Source organism: Hyphococcus sp. D3-15 (assembly GCF_055809375.1).
Genome location: NZ_CM147910.1, coordinates 491,506 through 509,197 on the forward strand (window position 1 = coordinate 491,506; position 17,692 = coordinate 509,197).

At 62.1% G+C, this 17,692-nt stretch carries 16 protein-coding genes; 7 read left to right on the forward strand and 9 right to left on the reverse strand.

Features of this window, described 5'->3' with window-relative positions; all coding sequences use genetic code 11:
* The first annotated feature begins 42 nt into the window (after nt 1-42).
* The 4 genes from leuS to AC0L8G_RS02600 all read left to right on the forward strand — a co-directional run bounded on the left by leuS (nt 43) and on the right by AC0L8G_RS02600 (nt 5,221).
* Complete coding sequence (leuS, locus tag AC0L8G_RS02585) at nt 43-2,862, forward strand: leucine--tRNA ligase (protein ID WP_473386513.1); 2,820 nt, start codon at nt 43-45, stop codon at nt 2,860-2,862.
* Nucleotides 2,863-2,899: 37 nt separating this feature from the next.
* The gene (gene lptE / locus AC0L8G_RS02590) at nt 2,900-3,541 is read left to right on the forward strand and encodes an LPS assembly lipoprotein LptE (RefSeq protein ID WP_473386515.1); all 642 of its coding nucleotides are present in this window, start codon (nt 2,900-2,902) and stop codon (nt 3,539-3,541) included.
* A 6-nt stretch (nt 3,542-3,547) separates the two neighbouring features.
* The gene (gene holA / locus AC0L8G_RS02595) at nt 3,548-4,603 is read left to right on the forward strand and encodes a DNA polymerase III subunit delta (protein ID WP_473386517.1); all 1,056 of its coding nucleotides are present in this window, start codon (nt 3,548-3,550) and stop codon (nt 4,601-4,603) included.
* A gap of 129 nt (nt 4,604-4,732) precedes the next feature.
* A complete protein-coding gene (locus AC0L8G_RS02600) occupies nt 4,733-5,221 on the forward strand; it encodes a hypothetical protein (protein ID WP_473386518.1) in 489 nt (162 codons plus the stop codon).
* Between the two features lie 12 nt (nt 5,222-5,233).
* On the opposite strand, the gene AC0L8G_RS02605 is transcribed toward AC0L8G_RS02600, so the two are convergent.
* From AC0L8G_RS02605 to mnmG, 5 genes are all read right to left on the reverse strand, one after another.
* Complete coding sequence (locus AC0L8G_RS02605) at nt 5,234-6,562, reverse strand: mechanosensitive ion channel family protein (protein ID WP_473386520.1); 1,329 nt, start codon at nt 6,560-6,562, stop codon at nt 5,234-5,236.
* On the reverse strand, nt 6,562-7,488 hold the full coding sequence (locus AC0L8G_RS02610; RefSeq protein WP_473386521.1) for a ParB/RepB/Spo0J family partition protein: 927 nt from the start codon (nt 7,486-7,488) through the stop codon (nt 6,562-6,564). The genes AC0L8G_RS02605 and AC0L8G_RS02610 overlap by 1 nt, the downstream gene beginning before the upstream one ends.
* Nucleotides 7,489-7,532: 44 nt before the next feature.
* Complete coding sequence (locus tag AC0L8G_RS02615; RefSeq protein ID WP_473386522.1) at nt 7,533-8,363, reverse strand: ParA family protein; 831 nt, start codon at nt 8,361-8,363, stop codon at nt 7,533-7,535.
* Entirely contained in the window at nt 8,353-8,988 is a 636-nt protein-coding gene (gene rsmG / locus AC0L8G_RS02620) for a 16S rRNA (guanine(527)-N(7))-methyltransferase RsmG (RefSeq protein ID WP_473386524.1), read from the reverse strand. Before rsmG ends, AC0L8G_RS02615 begins: the two co-directional genes overlap by 11 nt.
* 155 nt (nt 8,989-9,143) lie before the next feature.
* On the reverse strand, nt 9,144-11,060 hold the full coding sequence (gene mnmG, locus AC0L8G_RS02625) for a tRNA uridine-5-carboxymethylaminomethyl(34) synthesis enzyme MnmG (RefSeq protein ID WP_473386525.1): 1,917 nt from the start codon (nt 11,058-11,060) through the stop codon (nt 9,144-9,146).
* Between the two features lie 297 nt (nt 11,061-11,357).
* Here mnmG and AC0L8G_RS02630 point away from each other — a divergent pair, with 297 nt between their 5' ends.
* Together AC0L8G_RS02630 and AC0L8G_RS02635 are read left to right on the forward strand one after the other, a co-directional pair.
* Nucleotides 11,358-11,615 (forward strand): hypothetical protein, encoded by a 258-nt coding sequence (locus tag AC0L8G_RS02630; RefSeq protein WP_473386527.1) that lies wholly within the window; start codon nt 11,358-11,360, stop codon nt 11,613-11,615.
* Nucleotides 11,616-11,716: 101 nt separating this feature from the next.
* Nucleotides 11,717-12,139 carry a YybH family protein gene (locus AC0L8G_RS02635; protein ID WP_473386529.1) on the forward strand — a complete coding sequence of 141 codons (423 nt, stop codon included), beginning with the start codon at nt 11,717-11,719 and terminating at the stop codon, nt 12,137-12,139.
* Nucleotides 12,140-12,144: 5 nt separating this feature from the next.
* Here AC0L8G_RS02635 and mnmE read toward each other — a convergent pair whose 3' ends face one another.
* The 4 genes from mnmE to AC0L8G_RS02655 form a co-directional block, all read right to left on the reverse strand.
* The gene (gene mnmE, locus AC0L8G_RS02640; RefSeq protein WP_473386531.1) at nt 12,145-13,530 is read right to left on the reverse strand and encodes a tRNA uridine-5-carboxymethylaminomethyl(34) synthesis GTPase MnmE; all 1,386 of its coding nucleotides are present in this window, start codon (nt 13,528-13,530) and stop codon (nt 12,145-12,147) included.
* Between the two features lie 90 nt (nt 13,531-13,620).
* Nucleotides 13,621-13,854, reverse strand: a complete 234-nt coding sequence (locus AC0L8G_RS02645) for a DUF6489 family protein (protein WP_473386533.1) — start codon at nt 13,852-13,854, stop codon at nt 13,621-13,623.
* A gap of 93 nt (nt 13,855-13,947) precedes the next feature.
* Nucleotides 13,948-15,483 (reverse strand): amino acid permease, encoded by a 1,536-nt coding sequence (locus AC0L8G_RS02650; protein ID WP_473386535.1) that lies wholly within the window; start codon nt 15,481-15,483, stop codon nt 13,948-13,950.
* Between the two features lie 81 nt (nt 15,484-15,564).
* Entirely contained in the window at nt 15,565-16,578 is a 1,014-nt protein-coding gene (locus AC0L8G_RS02655; RefSeq protein WP_473386536.1) for a DUF2799 domain-containing protein, read from the reverse strand.
* A gap of 116 nt (nt 16,579-16,694) precedes the next feature.
* Between AC0L8G_RS02655 and AC0L8G_RS02660 the strand changes: the two genes are divergently transcribed.
* Nucleotides 16,695-17,678 (forward strand): quinone oxidoreductase family protein, encoded by a 984-nt coding sequence (locus tag AC0L8G_RS02660; RefSeq protein ID WP_473386538.1) that lies wholly within the window; start codon nt 16,695-16,697, stop codon nt 17,676-17,678.
* Nucleotides 17,679-17,692: the final 14 nt, after the last annotated feature.

Genomic DNA, 17,692 nt, shown 5'->3' on the forward strand with positions numbered 1-17,692 from the left:
GGCGCGACGGCGCCGCTTTTTTGTATCTGAAAGACCCGACCCATGTCCCGCTACAACAAAACCGAAGTTGAACAGAAATGGCAGAAGCGCTGGGCTGAGGAAGACGTCTTTGCGACCAGCGCCGACAAGACCAAGCCGAAATACTATGTGCTGGAGATGTTTCCCTATCCGTCGGGGCGCATCCATATCGGCCATGTGCGCAATTACGCCATGGGCGACGTCATCGCCCGCTACAAAAAGGCTTGCGGCTATAACGTGCTGCACCCCATGGGCTGGGACGCTTTCGGCATGCCGGCGGAAAACGCGGCGATGCAGACCGGGTCGCACCCGGCGAAATGGACTTACGGCAATATCGACATCATGCGCGGGCAGCTCAAACAGATGGGGCTTTCCGTCGACTGGGCGCGCGAATTCGCCACTTGCGATCCGGAATATTACGTTCACCAGCAACGCATTTTCCTCGACTTCTGGAAACAGGGACTGGCCTATCGCAAGGAAAGCCAGGTCAATTGGGACCCGGTGGACCACACGGTGCTCGCCAATGAGCAGGTGATCGACGGCAAAGGCTGGCGCTCGGGCGCGCCGGTCGAGCGCCGCAAGCTGTCGCAGTGGTTTTTCAAGATCACCGACTACGCCGAAGACCTGCTGGCGGCGCTTGATGACGGCCGCCTCGCCGGCTGGCCGGACAATGTCCGCCTGATGCAGAAAAACTGGATCGGCAAGTCAAAAGGCTTGCAGATGAAGTTCCGTTTTGCAGCCGACACGAAAACGCCTGCGGGCTTTGAAGAGGGCGTCGAGGTGTTCACCACCCGCCCCGACACGCTTTACGGCGCGAGCTTCGTCGCCATCTCTCCCGATCATCCGCTCGCCGCCAAGCTGGCCGAGACCGACAAGGATCTCGCCGCCTTCATCGCCGAATGCGCCAGCGCCGGCACGTCGGAAGAAGCGATCGAGAAGGCGGAAAAGCGCGGCTATAAAACCGCGCTCGAAACCGGCCATCCCTTCGATGACCGCAAGCTGCCGGTCTATGTCGCCAACTTCGTGTTGATGGGCTACGGCACGGGCGCGATCTTCGGCTGCCCCGCCCATGACCAGCGCGATTTTGATTTCGCAACCAAATACGGTCTGGCCATCCCGCCGGTGGTGCTGCCCGACGGCGCGGACGCCGCAACCTACAAGCTAGAAGGCGAGCCCTATATCGGGCCGGGCAAGATCTTCAATTCCAGCTTCCTCGACGGGCTGTCGGTCGACGACGCCATCGCCGCGGCGATCAAAAAGATCGAGGAGATGGGCGAGGGCGAAGGCGTCACACAATATCGCCTGCGCGATTGGGGCGTGTCGCGCCAGCGTTATTGGGGTTGCCCGATCCCGGCGATCCATTGCGAAAAATGCGGCATTGTTCCCGTGCCGGAAAAAGACTTGCCGGTAAAACTGCCCGAGGAAGCCGATTTCTCCGTACCCGGAAATCCGCTCGACCGGCATCCCACATGGAAGCATGTGGACTGCCCCGCATGCGGCGGCAAGGGTCGGCGCGAGACCGACACGTTCGACACCTTTATCGACTCGTCATGGTATTTCGCGCGCTTCGCCTCGCAACCGAAAGACAAGCCGGTCGATAAAGAGGTCGCCGATTACTGGCTGCCGGTGGATCAATATATTGGCGGCATCGAGCATGCGATTTTGCACCTGTTATATGCGCGCTTCTTCACCCGCGCGATGAAGCAATGCGGATATTTGTCCGTAGACGAACCCTTCGCCAATCTGTTCACGCAAGGCATGGTCGTGCATGCGACTTATCGCGATGCCAGAGGACAGTGGGCGCTTCCAGAGGATGTTAGGAAACCTAACCTTGAGGAAGCGGAAGAGCTAAAAACTACATGGCGCGCAAAAAAAGCTCTTGGTCAATTTCTTTTTGAAAAGGGCGTCATTGGTAATGCCTTTTCAGGCGCACTTTTGAAATTGATGTTCGATAAAAAAATCACCGGCGATGATGTCAACAAATACGAAGAACAATTTGGCGTTAGTGAATTTATCGGACCTGGTCACCCATTTTTCCAAGAGAGCGATGAGAGTTGGCTGTGCACAACAGTCACAGACCACAAAGGTAAGAAAGAACTATTGCCCGTCCTCGTCGGCCCCATTGAAAAAATGTCGAAGTCGAAAAAGAATGTCGTTTCGCCGGAAGCGATTGCGCAGACCTATGGCGCCGATGCGGCGCGCTGGTTCATGCTGTCGGACTCGCCGCCGGAACGCGACGTTGAATGGACCGATAGCGGCGTTGAAGGCGCATGGCGCCTGATCGGCCGCATCTGGGACCCGGTTTCCGCCGCGCCCGGCCTGCTGAAATCGGTGGATCTGTCAAAACCCGGCGCGGAAGAGGGCGACAAGGCGCTGCGTCAGGCGACCCATGGCGCGATCGCCGGCATCACCGACGACATTGAAAATTTTCGCTTCAACAAGGCGATCGCCCGCGTTTATGAATTTTTGAACGTGCTAAAAAAAGAAGCCGATGCGAGCCCATGGGCCCGCGCCGAAGCGCTGGGCGCGCTGGCGCAGCTTGTGGCGCCGTTCATCCCGCATCTCGCCGAAGAGTGCTGGGAAGTGCTCGGCGGCGAAGGCATGATCTGTAATGCGCCATGGCCGAAAGCCGATCCGGCGCTGCTGGCGAAAGACGAAATCGTCCTTGGGGTGCAGGTCAATGGCAAGCGCCGCGCGGAAATCACCATCGCCGCCGATGCGGACAATCCGACTGTGGAACAAGCGGCCTTGTCCGATGCAGGCGTAAAGCGGCATATTGACGGAAAGACCGTGCGCAAGATCGTCATTGTGCCGGGACGGATCGTCAATATCGTCGCGAACTAGCGTCGAAGTTTTGCGCCAGCCACAGGAGTGCGGCCTCATGAAACTCATCCAATCCGCCGCCGCCATAATGCTTTCCCTGTCGCTCGGCGCCTGCGGCTTCCGCCCGCTTTACGCAACCGCTGAAGGCGAAACGGCGATCAGCCGGCTTGTCTCGATCAACTCCGTCGCCGCACCGGAAACCGTGGCGCCCTATATCAACGACGCGCTGCATGAGCGCATGGGCGCGCGCGCCGAAGAAGAACCGCGCTATGATCTTTTCGTCGAAGCCCGCGAAGGCGCCGAGCGCCTGGCGGTGCAGATCGACGCAACGGTGACGCGCTATAATTACCGCTTGTCGGCGCGCTATACGGTGGTGGACCGCACATCCGGCGAACGCTTTTCCGGTCTCGCCCGCGCCGTCACCTCCTACAATATCGTCAACTCGCAATATTCAACGCTGTTCGCAGAACGCACGGCGATTGAAAAAGCCGCGCGCCTGCTCGCCGAGGAAATCGAGCGCGATCTTCTGATCCGGTTCAACGAACCGCCGGAACAGCGCGCCAAAAAACGCGACCTTGATTACGAAACCGATCTCGATCCGTCGGAAATCCTGATGGAGCCGCGGCGCGGCGAAACCGTCGAACCCCTGCTCGGCAATGAGGGTTTCGACGGACCGACCGTCACCGAAGAGAAAGAATAATCCGCCATGGTCGCGCTCAAGGGCAGGGCCATCAAAAGCTTTCTCGCCGAGCGCGACAAGAATGTCGCCGCGGTGCTGATCTATGGCCCCGATAGCGGCCTGGCGCGCGAGCGCGCGCTCAAAATCGCATCGCGCGTCGTCGCCGATCTCAAAGACCCGTTCAACGCGCTGGAGCTTTCCGATTCCGATTTGAAGGAAGAACCGGGCCGGCTCGCCGATGAAATCACGGCGCTTTCATTCGCCGGGGGCGAACGGGTGATCCGCTTGCGGACCAGCGGCGAGGCGGCGGTGAAGGCCGTTCAGGCGCTGCTTGAGGGGCTCGATAGCGGGCATTTGAAGCCCAATGGCATGGTCATTGTCGAGGCGGGCGAGCTGACCCCGCGGGCCGGATTGCGCAAGGCGTTTGAGAAAGCAAAACGCGCCGTCGCGCTGCCTTGTTATGCGGACGGGCCGGGCGATGTGCGCGCCATGGCGCAGGAAGTCGCCAAGGGCGAGGATCTGCGGTTTGATCCTGATGCGCTTGATCTTCTGGTTTCGATCCTCGGTGAAGATCACGGCATTTCCCGCGCCGAAATCGACAAGCTGGTGCTCTATAAAGGCCCGAAAGAACTGCGTAAGGGCCCGGCCAGCATCTCGCTGGAGGATGTGCGCGCCTCGCTGGTCGACGGGCTTGGCGATGCGATGGACGACACGGCGTCCGCCGCCGCCGACGGCGCGCCCGCGCGCCTTGCAACCGCCCTGCACAAGGCCGCCGCCGCCGGAGCCAGCCCGATCGGATTGCTGCGCGCCCTGCAACGGCAATTTGCGCGGCTCAAAACCGCGCAGGATTTCATGGATGCCGGGGAGAGCCCGTCTTCTGCGATGAAAAAATTACGCCCGCCGGTTTTCTTCGCCGAGGAGCGGGCCTTTGAAAACCGGCTCTATAAATGGCGCGGGCCAAAGCTCGACCGGGCGCTCCGCATGCTGATCGATGCAGAACTCGACGCCAAAACCACCGGCGCGCCGCAGCGGGAAATCGTCGAACGGGCGGCGCTGGCGCTATCGGTCATGGGTAAGCGCTAGGCGCATTGATGACGCCGTCAAAGCGGCGCCCGCATTCCAGTGGATTTGCAGGTCGCACTCGTTATATACTCAAAAGCACAAATAAAGTTCGCGGGGGCGAGAATAACAACAAGAAGCCGGAACCGCAGTATGACTGACAATACCGCCAGAGCCCAGGAAGACGTCGCCGTCACGTTTTCGGTCACGCAGAACCGTCTGTTCACCCGAAAAAACGATCAAATTTATGCAATTGTCGGGCATAATCAGGAGCTGGCGCTGGTGACCACTGTGTGGTTCGACCGTTTTGACACTCAGGAAGATTTTCTTCAGGTGCATAACTATATCTTGTCCCTGTTCCGCACCGGCTCCTACCGGCTGATTTTCGCGGATTTGCGGTTTCAGGCGACAGGCTATGAGCCCTCAACCAACTGGCTGCGCGATGAATTCATGCCCGCCCTGTTCTCCATGGGGCTCGAGCGCGAAGCGCTGGTCTTGCCGGAAACCTCCATGCGCGAAGAAGTGCGCGAAGTGGCGAGCCACACCGAACGGATCGTCGAGGAGGCTGGCGACGCCCGGATCCGCACCTTCACCAGCATCCCGGAAGCCAAAAAATGGCTGCTGGCCGGAAAGCCCGCCTGACCGAGCGCGGGACTATTCTTCCTTACGCGGAATAATATGCAAATCGCGCTGCGGGAAGGGAATTTCGATCCCGTATTTGCCGAGCGCGGTTTCAAGCTCCCAATTATAGGCGGCCTGCACTTTTGACGGCCGCTTGACCGCTTCATCGGTGAGCCAGACCACCAATTCGAAGTCGAGGCTGGAATCGCCGAAGCCGGTCAGCCACACATCGGGCGCGCGTTTTTCGTTGTTTTTCAGCGTAAACGGCACTTTGTCGGCGGCCTCGAGCGCCGCCATCTTCACCAATTCCTTATCGGTGCCATAGGCGACGCCAAAAGGAATGCGCAACCGGCGATTGGCCTCGCGCAGCGTCCAGTTGGTCACCCGGTTGGTGATGAATTCCGCGTTCGGCACCAGAATGTCCACATTGTCATTGGTGGTGACGAGGGTGGAGCGGACATTGATTTCGCGCACCTCGCCGGTGACGCCGGATTCAAGATCGACGAAATCGCCGACTTTGAGCGTGCGCTCCAAGAGGATGATGATGCCGGCGATGAAGTTGGAAAAGATCGACTGCAAGCCAAAGCCGATGCCGACGCCGATGGCGCCGGTGAGCACGGCGAGCCCCGTGAGATTGACCCGCGCCGCAGACAGGGCGAACAGGATCGCGCCGGAGACCAGCGCAATCTGAATGAGCTGGCCCAGCAGGCCGCGCACGGACGGCGTCAGTTTGGTGGAGGCGTTGAGCCGTCCCTGGATCAGCCGCGAGGCGAAGGACGCCGCCCATAACAGGACGATTCCCAGCGCCAGCGCCCATAAAATATCGAAGGCGGAGACCGCATTTTCCCCGCCCGGCGGCAATTTAAGCCCGTCGAGAAAGGCGATCACCGGGCCGAGCAGGCGCAAAATATTGAGCGCCGCAACGGTCCAGGCGAAGAGCGCAAAGGTCCGCGACCAGAACGGATCGCGCACCAGCGACGACACTGAGCGAATGACCACCCAGGCGGTGAGCAGGCTGGCGATGATGCGCATCAGGCTCACCGGCTGGCCGGCGGCGGTGAGCGCGGCGATGGCGATCCATAACAGCGCGGCGCCAATCGCCAGCGGCACCAATACCGAAAGCGCGCCGTAAAACCGGCTTTGCGCGGCGCCCGCTTCGGCGGCGCTGCGGCGGGCCAATGTGCCGCGGGCCGGACGCGCCAGCATCCAGCCGATCGCCAGCGCCGCGATGACGGCCCCGGCCTGGTACAGGGCCGACATGGACGTCAGTTGATCGCCGAGCCGGTCGGCGAGCGCAAAAACCGCGTCTGGCACATTGGCAGTTAAATACTCTGTATACGGATGGGCGGCAGCTACGCCCATCAGGCGCTCGCGCCCATCAACCGGCGGCACAGATCGTCCAGTTGATCGAGGGTGAGATATTTCACCGTGATCTCCCCGGCGCCCTTTTTCGAATGCTCGATCGACACGTCGAGACCGAGAATGGCCGACAGATCGCGCTCCAGCGCGCGCGTATCGGCGTCTTTAGGACCGGTAGAAGTTGTTGTTTTTCCTGCGCTTTTTCTGGCCCCGCCAGAGGGCGCGTCGCCGCGAATTTCCGCTTCCGCCTGGCGGATGTAATTTTCCGTCTCGCGCACCGACAGATCGCCCTTGAGCACAATATCGAGCATTTGCTTGGGCGAGGATGAGCCGAGCAGGGCGCGCGCATGGCCCATGGAAATCCGGTTCGCCGACAGGGCGTCGCGCGCTTGTTGCGGCAGATTCAAGAGGCGCATGATATTGGCCACATGACTGCGCGACTTGCCGACGGCCGTGGCGATCTGTTCTTGCGTGCGCTTATAGACATCGGAGAGGCGCGCATAGGCGGCGGCCTCTTCCACCGGGTTGAGGTCGACCCGCTGGACGTTTTCAATCAGCGCAATTTCCGCCGTCTCCTCATCCGTCAGTTCACGGATGATGACCGGGACCTTGTGCAGCTGCGCCTTTTGCGCGGCGCGCCAGCGGCGTTCCCCGGCGACAATCTCATACTGATCCGGCCCGAGCGGGCGGACCAGGATCGGCTGCAACATGCCTTTCGCGGCGATCGACCCCGCCAGTTCTTCAATGCCGTCCTTGTCAAAGATGCGGCGCGGCTGGTCGGCATTGGGCTTGAGCTGTTCAATCGGCAATTCGCGTTTCGGCCCGGCGGGCTCCGCCGGCGCCGCCTCTGCGGCCGGCGCGCGGGCGGGCGTGCGCGCCGAAGGCGCATCGCCGAGCAGGGCGTCGAGACCGCGCCCCAACCCTTTCATGCCTGATTTCTTTTTTCCGCCGCCGCCATCGCGCTCATCCTTCCTTATGCCGCTTCCGGGCGGGCGCGTTCGCGCTGTATGACTTCCGAGGCGAGCTGGATATAGGCCTGGCTGCCCGGACATTTGAGATCGTAAAGCAGGGCCGGTTTGCCATGGGACGGCGCTTCGGAAATCCGCACATTGCGCGGGATCACCGTGCGATAAACCTTGTCCGCGAAATGCGTGCGCACATCTTCCTCGACCTGATTGGTGAGGTTGTTGCGCCGGTCATGCATGGTCAGGACGACGCCCTGCAGCTCGAGTCCCGGATTGATCCGTGTGCGCACGGTATCGATGGTGCGCATGATCTGCGACAGGCCTTCCAGCGCGAAAAACTCGCATTGCAGCGGGATAATCACCGCTTGCGCCGCCGCCAGCGCATTGACCGTCAGCAAGGACAAGGAAGGCGGGCAGTCGATCAGCATATAGGTGACGCCGGCGCCCGCTTCGCTTGCGGCGAATTCTTCAATCGCGTCGGCGAGGCGGAAATGGCGGCGCTCCGCATCGATCAGCTCGATTTCCGCGCCGGCGAGATCGACCCCGGCGGGGGCGAGGAGGAGGCCGGGAATGTCGCTTTCCATCACCGCCGCTTCAAGGCGGTATTCGCCGGACAGAACTTCATAGGTGGTGACGCCGCGCTCCGCCGCCGTGATCCCGAGCCCGGTGGAGGCGTTGCCCTGGGGGTCGAGATCGATCAGCAGCACTTTCTCGCCGACGGCGGCCAGCGCGGTCGCAAGATTGATCGCGGTCGTGGTCTTGCCGACGCCGCCCTTCTGGTTGGCGATGGCCAGAACGCGGGGAGCGATGCTCCGTGGAGTGGCGTTGTTACCGGACACGGGCGAGATTTCCGATTTCTAAAATGGCGGCGCGGGGGTCAGTCCGGCTCGGGTGCTTTATGACCTCCATATGCCAAGATTTAGCGGCCTCGGTCAATTCACCCTCTACATCTTGTCCTTTGAGCAGGAAATACTTTGTATTTTTACCTGCAATTCCAGCCCCATAGGCGAGCAATTTCTCGAGCCGGGCGAGGGCTCTGGCGGTGACGATATCGGGCTTGAATTTCAGCCCTACCGATTCGATTCGCGCCGGTATGACTTTGAGGTTTTCAAGCCCCATGGCCTCGCCCGCTTCGGTGAGGAAGGCGCATTTCTTTTGCGTCGATTCAATCAGCGTCACCTCTACGCCCTTCGGCGCCAGCATCGCCGCGAGCACCAGCCCCGGAAAACCCGCGCCGGAGCCAAGATCGACAATCGTTTTGACGCCTTCAGGCAGCAATGGAACGAGCTGCGCGGAATCCAAAAAGTGCCTCTCCCACCGGTCTTTTATGGTCGACCGCGCAATCAGGTTGTGGCGCTCTGACCAATCGATCAGCACACGGTCCATCTCCATCAGACGGTCCATTGTTTCACGTGGAACATTTGTTTCGGCGAGAAAGTCTTCAGGGGTCATACTATCCGACATATCAGCAGACGCTTTTCCTCCCCCGCCTGCGGGGGAGGTGTCCGCGAAGCGGACGGAGGGGGTTTGGCGCCGAGGAGGCAAAACCCCCTTCGACCCGCGCCTTCAGCGCGGGCCACTTCCCCGTAAACGGGGGAAGAAACGAGCGCCACTACAATTCATCCCGCCTTGGCTTGTTTCTTTACCCAGGCCAGCAGCAGCGCCAGCGCCGCCGGGGTCACGCCTTCAATGCGGCCGGCCTGACCGAGGGTGACCGGGCGGGCGTCAATCAGCTTGCCGCGCACCTCATTCGAAAGCCCGGTGATCGCCCTATAGTCGAGATCGGCCGGAATCGCGAGGCTTTCGTCCTTTTTGAAGGCGATGATGTCCGCCTCCTGGCGGTGCAGATATCCGGCATAGAGCGCGTCAAAGGCCAATTGTTCCGCCACCGGAACCGGCATGGCCTCTATCTCCGGCCAGATCGCCGACAGCGCCGCCAGATCGACCTCGGGCAGGGATAAAAGATCGCTCACCGAGCGCCGGCGGCCATCCTGATTGAGCTTGAACCCGTGTTTCGCGGCTTCGCTCGGGGTCAGGGTGGTCTCGCGCGCCCATTTACGGGCCGCATCGAGCGCCGATTGTTTCACGTGGAACATCTCGGCCCTACGCTCGCCGACGATGCCCGCCGCGATCCCGACCGGGGTCAGGCGCTGATCGGCATTGTCGGCGCGCAAGGTCAGGCGATATTCCGCCCGGCTGGTGAACATCCGATAGGGTTCTGTAACTCCGTTGGTTACAAGGTCATCGATCATCACGCCGATATAGGCTTCGGACCGGTCGAGGGTGAAATCTTCGCCCCCAAGGGCGGTCCGCGCGGCATTGACACCCGCCATCAGCCCTTGCGCCGCCGCCTCTTCATAGCCGGTGGTGCCGTTGATCTGACCGGCCAGGAACAGACCGGCGAGGGCCCGGGTCTCCAGCGTCCGGGTGAGGGAGCGCGGGTCCACATAATCATATTCAATGGCGTAGCCGTACCGGATCACCACCGCCTCTTCGAGGCCGGGTATGGTTTTGAGGAACGCCGCCTGCACATCCTCGGGCAGGGAGGTCGAAATCCCGTTCGGGTATACTGTGTGGTCGTCCAGGCCTTCCGGTTCCAGGAAAATCTGGTGGTTTTCGCGCTCGGCGAAGCGCACCACCTTGTCTTCGATGGAGGGGCAATAGCGCGGGCCGCGGCCGGAGATGGCGCCCCCATAGACCGCGGATTTACTGAGGTTTGCCTCAATGATCGAATGGGTCTCGGGCGTCGTATAGGTGATCCCGCAGGCGATTTGCGGCACTTCGATGCGCTCGGTGAGGAAAGAGAAGGGCACAGGGGCGTCGTCCGCCGGCTGCATCTCCAGCCGGTCCCACTCAATGGTCCGCCCGTCGAGCCGCGCCGGGGTTCCCGTCTTGAGGCGGCCCATTTTGAGCCCCAGCCCGTAGAGCCGGTCGGCGAGGGCGATAGCGGGGATCTCCACATCGCTCCAGTCGCCCGAGGCGTAGGCTTTGTCCGTGGCGCGCGCCGTCGCCCGGCCAGCAGGCAGGCGCTTGTCGCCAATATGAATGACGCCTTTGAGAAAAGTGCCGGTGGTCAGCACCACGGCCTTGGCGCGGATTTCCCGTCCGTCGGCGGTGACGATGCCGGCGATTGTTCCACGTGGAACAGTCTCGTCGATGATCAGATCTTCAACCGCGCCTTCTAGTATCTCGAGCCCCGGATAATCCGACAGGATCGCCTGCATGGTCTCACGGTAGAGCTTGCGGTCGGCCTGGGCCCGGGGGCCGCGCACGGCGGGGCCTTTCGAGCGGTTGAGCATGCGGAACTGGATGCCCGCCTTGTCGATGACCCGGCCCATCACGCCGTCCAGCGCATCGACCTCGCGCACCAGATGGCCCTTGCCGAGCCCGCCAATGGCCGGATTACAGGACATTTCGCCGATCGTGTCGCGCTTATGGGTCGCGAGCAGGGTGCGCGCGCCGGCCCGGGCCGCAGCAGCTGCAGCCTCGCATCCGGCGTGTCCGCCGCCGATCACAATGACGTCGTAGTCTTTCATGTTCCGTCCTTTGGCCGGGGGATATAGTCCCCGGCCGCCTGTAATGCACCCGTTATTTCCCAAACCCGCTCATCCCCGCGCAGGCGGGGATGAGCGGACCAGGATGTTCCACGGGAAACAATCTACGCCCTGCCAGATAGGCGGGGATGAAATTTAATGTCACGAATTGTTTCGCCGCGCCGGGCGTCCCGGCCTTTCTTTACAAATCAGAAAGCATAGGCCGCAGAGGCCCTTTCGGGCACGCATGCTGCAACCCGCCCTGCACTGGACTGCAATAAAACCACGAAGGGGCACACCATGGCCGGGTCAGATTACATGCGTTCAGGGGGAAAACCGCTATTCGGGACGGCGCTCGCGCCAGCCCAAAGGCAAAAGCCGGATTTGACGGCGCAATTGAATGAAAGGCTGCGCGAGAAATATCGCAGCTATGAGCGCTCCGCCGCCAGGCTGGAGATCCGCGGCGAGCACGACGCCGCACAACTCCTGCGCCGCGCGGCGGGCAGGGCGCGGCTCTTACGCAACCGGCCGGCCAATGATGAGGGCCCGGTGAATTAAGTCGGCTGTTCCACGCGGAACACATGCTTACAATCGGGCGCGAGCTGAAATAGGCTCGCGCCCGCGGCGTTCGCCGCCATTCACCACTGAGGGGAAACACCATGAAACGCATGCTGGCCGCTGTCGCGGCCCTGTTCGCCATTTGCTCGACCGCACTCGCCGGCGACGCAACCGCCGTGATCGAAGCCCAGAACCAGAAATTCGCAGAGATCTTCAAGGCTGGGGACGCCGCCGGCCTTGCCGCGCTTTACACCGAAGACGGCGCCCTCCTGCCGCCGGGTGAAGCGACAATCACCGGACGCGAGGCTGTCGCCGCCTTCTGGCAGGGCGCCATGGATAGCGGCGTCAAAGCCCTCAATCTGAACGCCGTTGAGGTCTTCGCCATCGACAAGAAGAACATTGTCGAAATCGGCCGCGCCGAGCTTTTCGACGGGGAGGGCGCCTCCCTCGAGGCGGGCCATTATGTGGTCTATTGGCGCAAGGTGGATGGCGACTGGCTTTTGTTCCGGGATATCTGGAACTAGTAGCCCTACTTCCCGATACAAAAGCTCGAGAAAATCTCGCCCAAAACGTCCTCGACGCCTACCGCGCCGGTGATCTTGCCCAGCGCCCGGGCGGCGAGGCGGGCGTCCTCGGCGGCCAGCTCCGGGGCCGTGGCGATCAGGCCTTGCGCCCGGGTGAGCGCCGCGAGGGCTTCCTCCACCGCAGCGACATGCCGGGCGCGGGTGAGGGCGGGGCCGTCTGCATCCGCCCCCTCAGCAATCTTCTCCGTCAAAGCCTTAAGAAGCGCGGCCATACCGGCGCCGGTCTTGGCTGAAACCCTAAGCTCCGTGAACGGAGTTTGTGCCGGACCGGGACTTTGTTTCCCGTTTGCAGCCAAATCTGACTTGTTCCAGGCGATGATGTCGCCGGGCCGCATCAGCGCGATTGTTTCACGTGGAACATTTTCCACATGCCCGGCCAGCAATGTTTCACGCGATACAGTGTTCGACGCATCCACAACCAATACGCGAATGTCAGCATCTTCTGCACGCTGCTTCGCGCGGCGAATGCCTTCTTCTTCAATCACATCGCCGGCCATACCGCGCATGCCGGCGGTGTCGGCGATGGTTGCAACCACGCCGAGATCAAGCCTCGCCTCGACAATGTCGCGCGTCGTGCCGGCGATCTCGGAGACGATGGCGACTTCGGATCCGGCGAGCGCGTTCATCAGGGATGACTTGCCCGCATTGGGCGGACCGATGATCGCGATCGAGACGCCTTCGCGTATCCTCCGTGCACGGACGGACTGGTTAAGGAATATGGTTAGCGATGCGTTAAGGCTCTCAATGGCCGGTCCGGCGCGCGCCGCCACGGCTGCGGGAACCCCGCCTTCATCGGGGAAATCTATGTCTGCTTCCAGCGGCGCCATCACGCTCAGAATCTGTTTTCGCCAGCCTTCAGCAAGCGCGGAAAGCCGCCCGTCCAGTTGCCCCAAAGCCTGCATTCTTTGTAGGGTCGTTTCGCTATCGATAAGATCGGCCAGCGCCTCGACCTGGGCCAGATCGAGCTTGCCGTTTTTGAGCGCGCGCAAGGTGAATTCACCGGCCTCGGCGGGGCGGGCGCCGTGATGGGCGAGGGCGTCATAAAGCGCGGCTTCCACCGCGCGGGCGCCATGCAGATGCAGCTCGGCGACATCCTCGCCGGTGAAGCTCGCGGGCCCTTCGAAAAGTATGGCCAACCCCTTGTCGATCACCGCGCCATCGCGCGGGTCGGTGACGGCGACATAGGCGGCGGCGCGGTTATTAATCCGTTTACCAACTAATTTGTTGAAAATCGCGAAGCTTTGCGGCCCGGACAGGCGATAAACGGCGACGCCCGCCTTCCCGGCGCCCGATGCGCGGGCGAAAATCGTGTCCTGTGAGAGCTGAGCCATGGTCCGTTGATGCGGGCGCGCAAGCGGCAAAGGTAAACGGCGCCCGGTAAGGGGAAAATAACCCTAAAACCGGTTCACCAACCTCGCCGTCTACTTCGTTTTAGAGCCCATCCCCATCATATTCTGGAACTGCTCGAAGCTCTTGCCGGACATCGCCATCCATTGCGCCATCATCCGCTCCGGATCGGCCAGCGTGTCCATATTGTCCTTGGCGCGCTTCATCATCTCGTCGATGATCATCTTGTTCATCGGCTCAAGATCGGGCTGGCCGAAAAAGGCGCGCGCCTCAGACGGGGTGCAGTCAATATTAACAGTCAGTTTCATGTGGCCGGCTCCTTCGCATCGCACTGCACCCAAGGCCATAGCGCAATTGGCGCGGCGGCGACAGGCCCGGCCAATGGCGCAGCAATCGCGCGGCTATTCGCCCTGCCCCGGCACAGGCGGCACAGGCTGCGGCGGGGTTTCCTTATCCAGCTCGTGAATCTCAACCGAGCCGCGCCCCACATGGCTGGCGCCCCGGCTATAGAGGAAATAGACCGCCAGACCGAGCCCGGCCCAGATCGCAAACAGCATCAGCGTATAGGCCGACAGGCTGAAAAACAGATAGATGCAGCCAAGGATGGAGATCGGCGCGATCAGATTGACCGCCGGGGTGCGGAACGGGCGCTTGCGCGACGGATCGGTCCGGCGCAGCACCATCACCGCGATGGAGACCAGCGCGAAGGCGAATAATGTGCCGGAATTGGAAATATCGGCCAGCGCGCCAACCGGGAAGAACGCCGCGAACAGCGCCACAAACACGCCGGTCACAAGCGTGATGATATAGGGCGTTTTGAATTTCGGGTGGATTTTTGAAAACACTTCCGGAAGCAAACCGTCCCGGCTCATCACGAAGAAGATCCGGGTCTGGCCGAACATCATCATCAAAATGACCGACGGCAGAGCCAGTCCCGCCGCGAGACCGATCAGGTTGCCGATTTGCGGCCAGCCGATTTCGCGCAAGGTCCAGGCAAGCGCCTCTTTCGAACAGACCACCGCGTCATTGGCGATCGCGCCGCAGGCGGCTGTCATCGCGCTGCTGCCCGGCGCGATCCCGGCGCCGTCCGCTGCGAGCATGGGCTGGGCGCCGACCGTGCCGATGACGCCCGCGGCGACGAGCAGGTAAAACAGCGTGCAGATCGCCAGCGATCCGATCAGGCCGATCGGCATATTGCGCTGCGGATCGCGGGTTTCCTCCGCCGCCGTCGAGACCGCGTCAAAGCCCACATAGGCGAAGAAGATAGACGCCGCGGCGGCGGAAATACCGCCAATGCCGAGCGGCGCAAAGGGCTCGAAATTCTCCGCATTCATCACCGGCACGGCAAGCGCGATAAACACCGTCAGCGCAGCGATTTTGATGCAGACCAGGACGGAATTGACCAGCGCGCTTTCGGTCGTGCCGATCACCAGCAGCCAGGTCACCAGCAAGGCGATGATCGCGGCGGGAAGATTGACGATGCCGCCGCCGCTCGGTCCCGCCGTCAGGGCGAGCGGCAATTCTATCCCGGCGAAATTATGCAGTAGACCGACGAAATATCCCGACCAGCCGACCGAGACCGCGCCCGCCGCCACGGCGTATTCAAGCACCAGCGCCCAGCCGACCATCCAGGCCAGCAGCTCGCCCATCACCGCGTAAGTGTAGGTGTAGGCGGAGCCCGACACCGGCACCATCGCCGCCAGTTCGGCGTAGCACAGCGCGGCGACGGCGCAGACCGCGCCGGCGATAATGAAGGAAATCATCATGCCCGGCCCGGCCTTTTGCGCCGCCTCTGCGGTGAGCACGAAAATCCCGGTGCCGATCACGGCGCCGACGCCGAGCATGGTTAGTTGGAAGGCCCCAAGCGTACGCGGCAACGCATGCTTCCCGGCGGTCGCCAGGATGGCGTCGAGCGATTTCACCCGATCAAATATCATGTTGTGAAGGTCTCTGCGGCAGAAGCGCCGGGCGCGAACGCTACGCCGAATTCAAAATTCCGCAAGATGGATTTTTACAGCCTAGGGCGCGCCCTCTAAAGACGGGCAGGCGGCGCCAAGATAGGCGCTGCTTGCGTCATACTGGGCGACAAATTGGCTGTCGGGCCGCCGTCCCGTCTTGCCCCGCTCGTCATAAGAAAACACCTGGTAAACGCCGATAAACGCCGCCTCTGCAAAGGGCCCGTAGCCGGGTCCCCGGCGCAACATAACGGCTTTCGCCGGACCCGCGACGCAAACCGCCCCGGTCATGCGATCGCGCAGGGGCGTCGCGCCGGATATCTCGCATTGCGGCTGGTTGTAGCCGTCCCTGAATTCATCAGTACAGTAATCAATCGCCTCCTCGCCGCGCGCAAAGGCTTGCGCCTCCAGCAGCCTCGACAACAAGAACCCGAATTCATCGCTGCGGCGCCAGCTCCGCAACCCGTCCATGGTCTGCGCCAGCGCTTCATCGGCGCGGCCGAGTTCATAGAGATAGAGCTCAACGCTGCTTTCCGCGCCGGGCAGATTGTCTCTCGCCCGGTCGAGCTGCTTGCGCGCCTTGGCGACGTCTTTTTCCGTCGCATCCTTGTCGTGAAGCACCTTGCGCGCGCGGCGTATGTCCTCGCGATAATTTTCGACACTCGAAACCGCCGTATTATAGGCGCTTTGAGCGCGCTCCAGGTCCTTTTCAGCCCGCCAGACGCGCCAGCCCTCAAGATAGGCTCCAAGAAAGTCGGGCTCCTCGTCGGCCATGCACACGCCTAGATAGGACTTTCCGGACCGCCCGTAGCCATAGCCGCCGCGCTCCGTGCATAGGCGGGAGAGCGCATCTTCGCGGCCGTCGCGATAGGATTGATAATCCGCCGCCGCATCGACCCCATAGCCATAGCAAAGCTCTGCGCGCTCATCGAAGGCGCGCTCCAGCCGTCCGGCGGCGCCGTCCTCCAGCCCCGCAGCGAACCAGTCGCCGGCGACGCATTCCTTCTCGCTCATCAATTTGGTGGCGCAGCCGGACGCCGCCAATGTCATGATCAATACTGCTATGGCGCGCCGCATGGATTTCCCCTCCCGTCCATTTGATCGGGCGAGCCTGTCGCCTCGCCTATCCAAGGTCAAGCCTTGTTCAACCGGCGCCAGCGCGCGCATAAGTAAGACCGGAAACCGGACGAGCAATGGCGGAGTACACCGTGGGCAAAGCGATCTTTCTCGACGAATATGGCGGGCCGGAGGTGTTTGCCCTGCGCGATCATGATCTTGCCGCGCCGGCCCCCGGCCAGTTGCAAATCCGCCATCGGGTCATCGGCCTCAATTTCATCGACATCTACCAGCGCAAGGGGCTCTATCCCCTGTCCCTGCCGGCGATCCTGGGGTCCGAGGCGGCGGGCATTGTCGAGGCCGTGGGCGAGGGCGTAGACGGTTTCGCCGTGGGCGACCGGATCGCCTATGTCGCCGGCGGCGCTTATGGTGAGGCGGCGAATGTTCCCGCCGCGATGAGCGCAAATATCCCCGACGGGGTTTCCGATGACGCCGCCGCAGCGGTGTTTCTGAAAGGGCTTACGGCGGAAATGCTGTTGCGCCAGGTCTATCCGCTGCAAGCGGGCGAGGCCTGTCTCATCCATGCGGCGGCGGGCGGTGTCGGCACGCTGCTTTGCCAATGGGCGAAAACCATCGGCGCGCGCGTGATCGCGGTGGTCGGCTCGCCCGACAAGGAAGCGACGGCGCGCGCCAATGGCGCCGATGAGGTTATTATCCGCACACAGACCGACAGCATCGCCGGCACGGTGCGCGCCCTTACCGACGGCAAGGGCGTCGAGGTGGTTTATGACTCGGTCGGCGCCGCGACCTTTGAAGGCTCGCTCGACAGTCTCGCCCTGCGCGGCCACATGGTGACTTTCGGCAATGCGTCCGGCCCTGTTCCCGCCATCGCGCCGCTGGAACTGATGCGCCGCGGCTCGCTGACCCTCAGCCGTCCGTCGCTGTTTCACTACGCCACGCCAGAGCGCCTTCCCGCCATGGCGGCGGCGCTGTTCGACAAGCTCGCAAGCGGCGCGATAAAGCCGAAAATCGCCCATCATTTTCCCCTGTCAGAGATCGCCGAGGCCCATCGCCTGCTGGAAAGCGGCAAGACTGAAGGCGCCCTGGTCCTGAGGCCATAAATGGAATTAGTTCA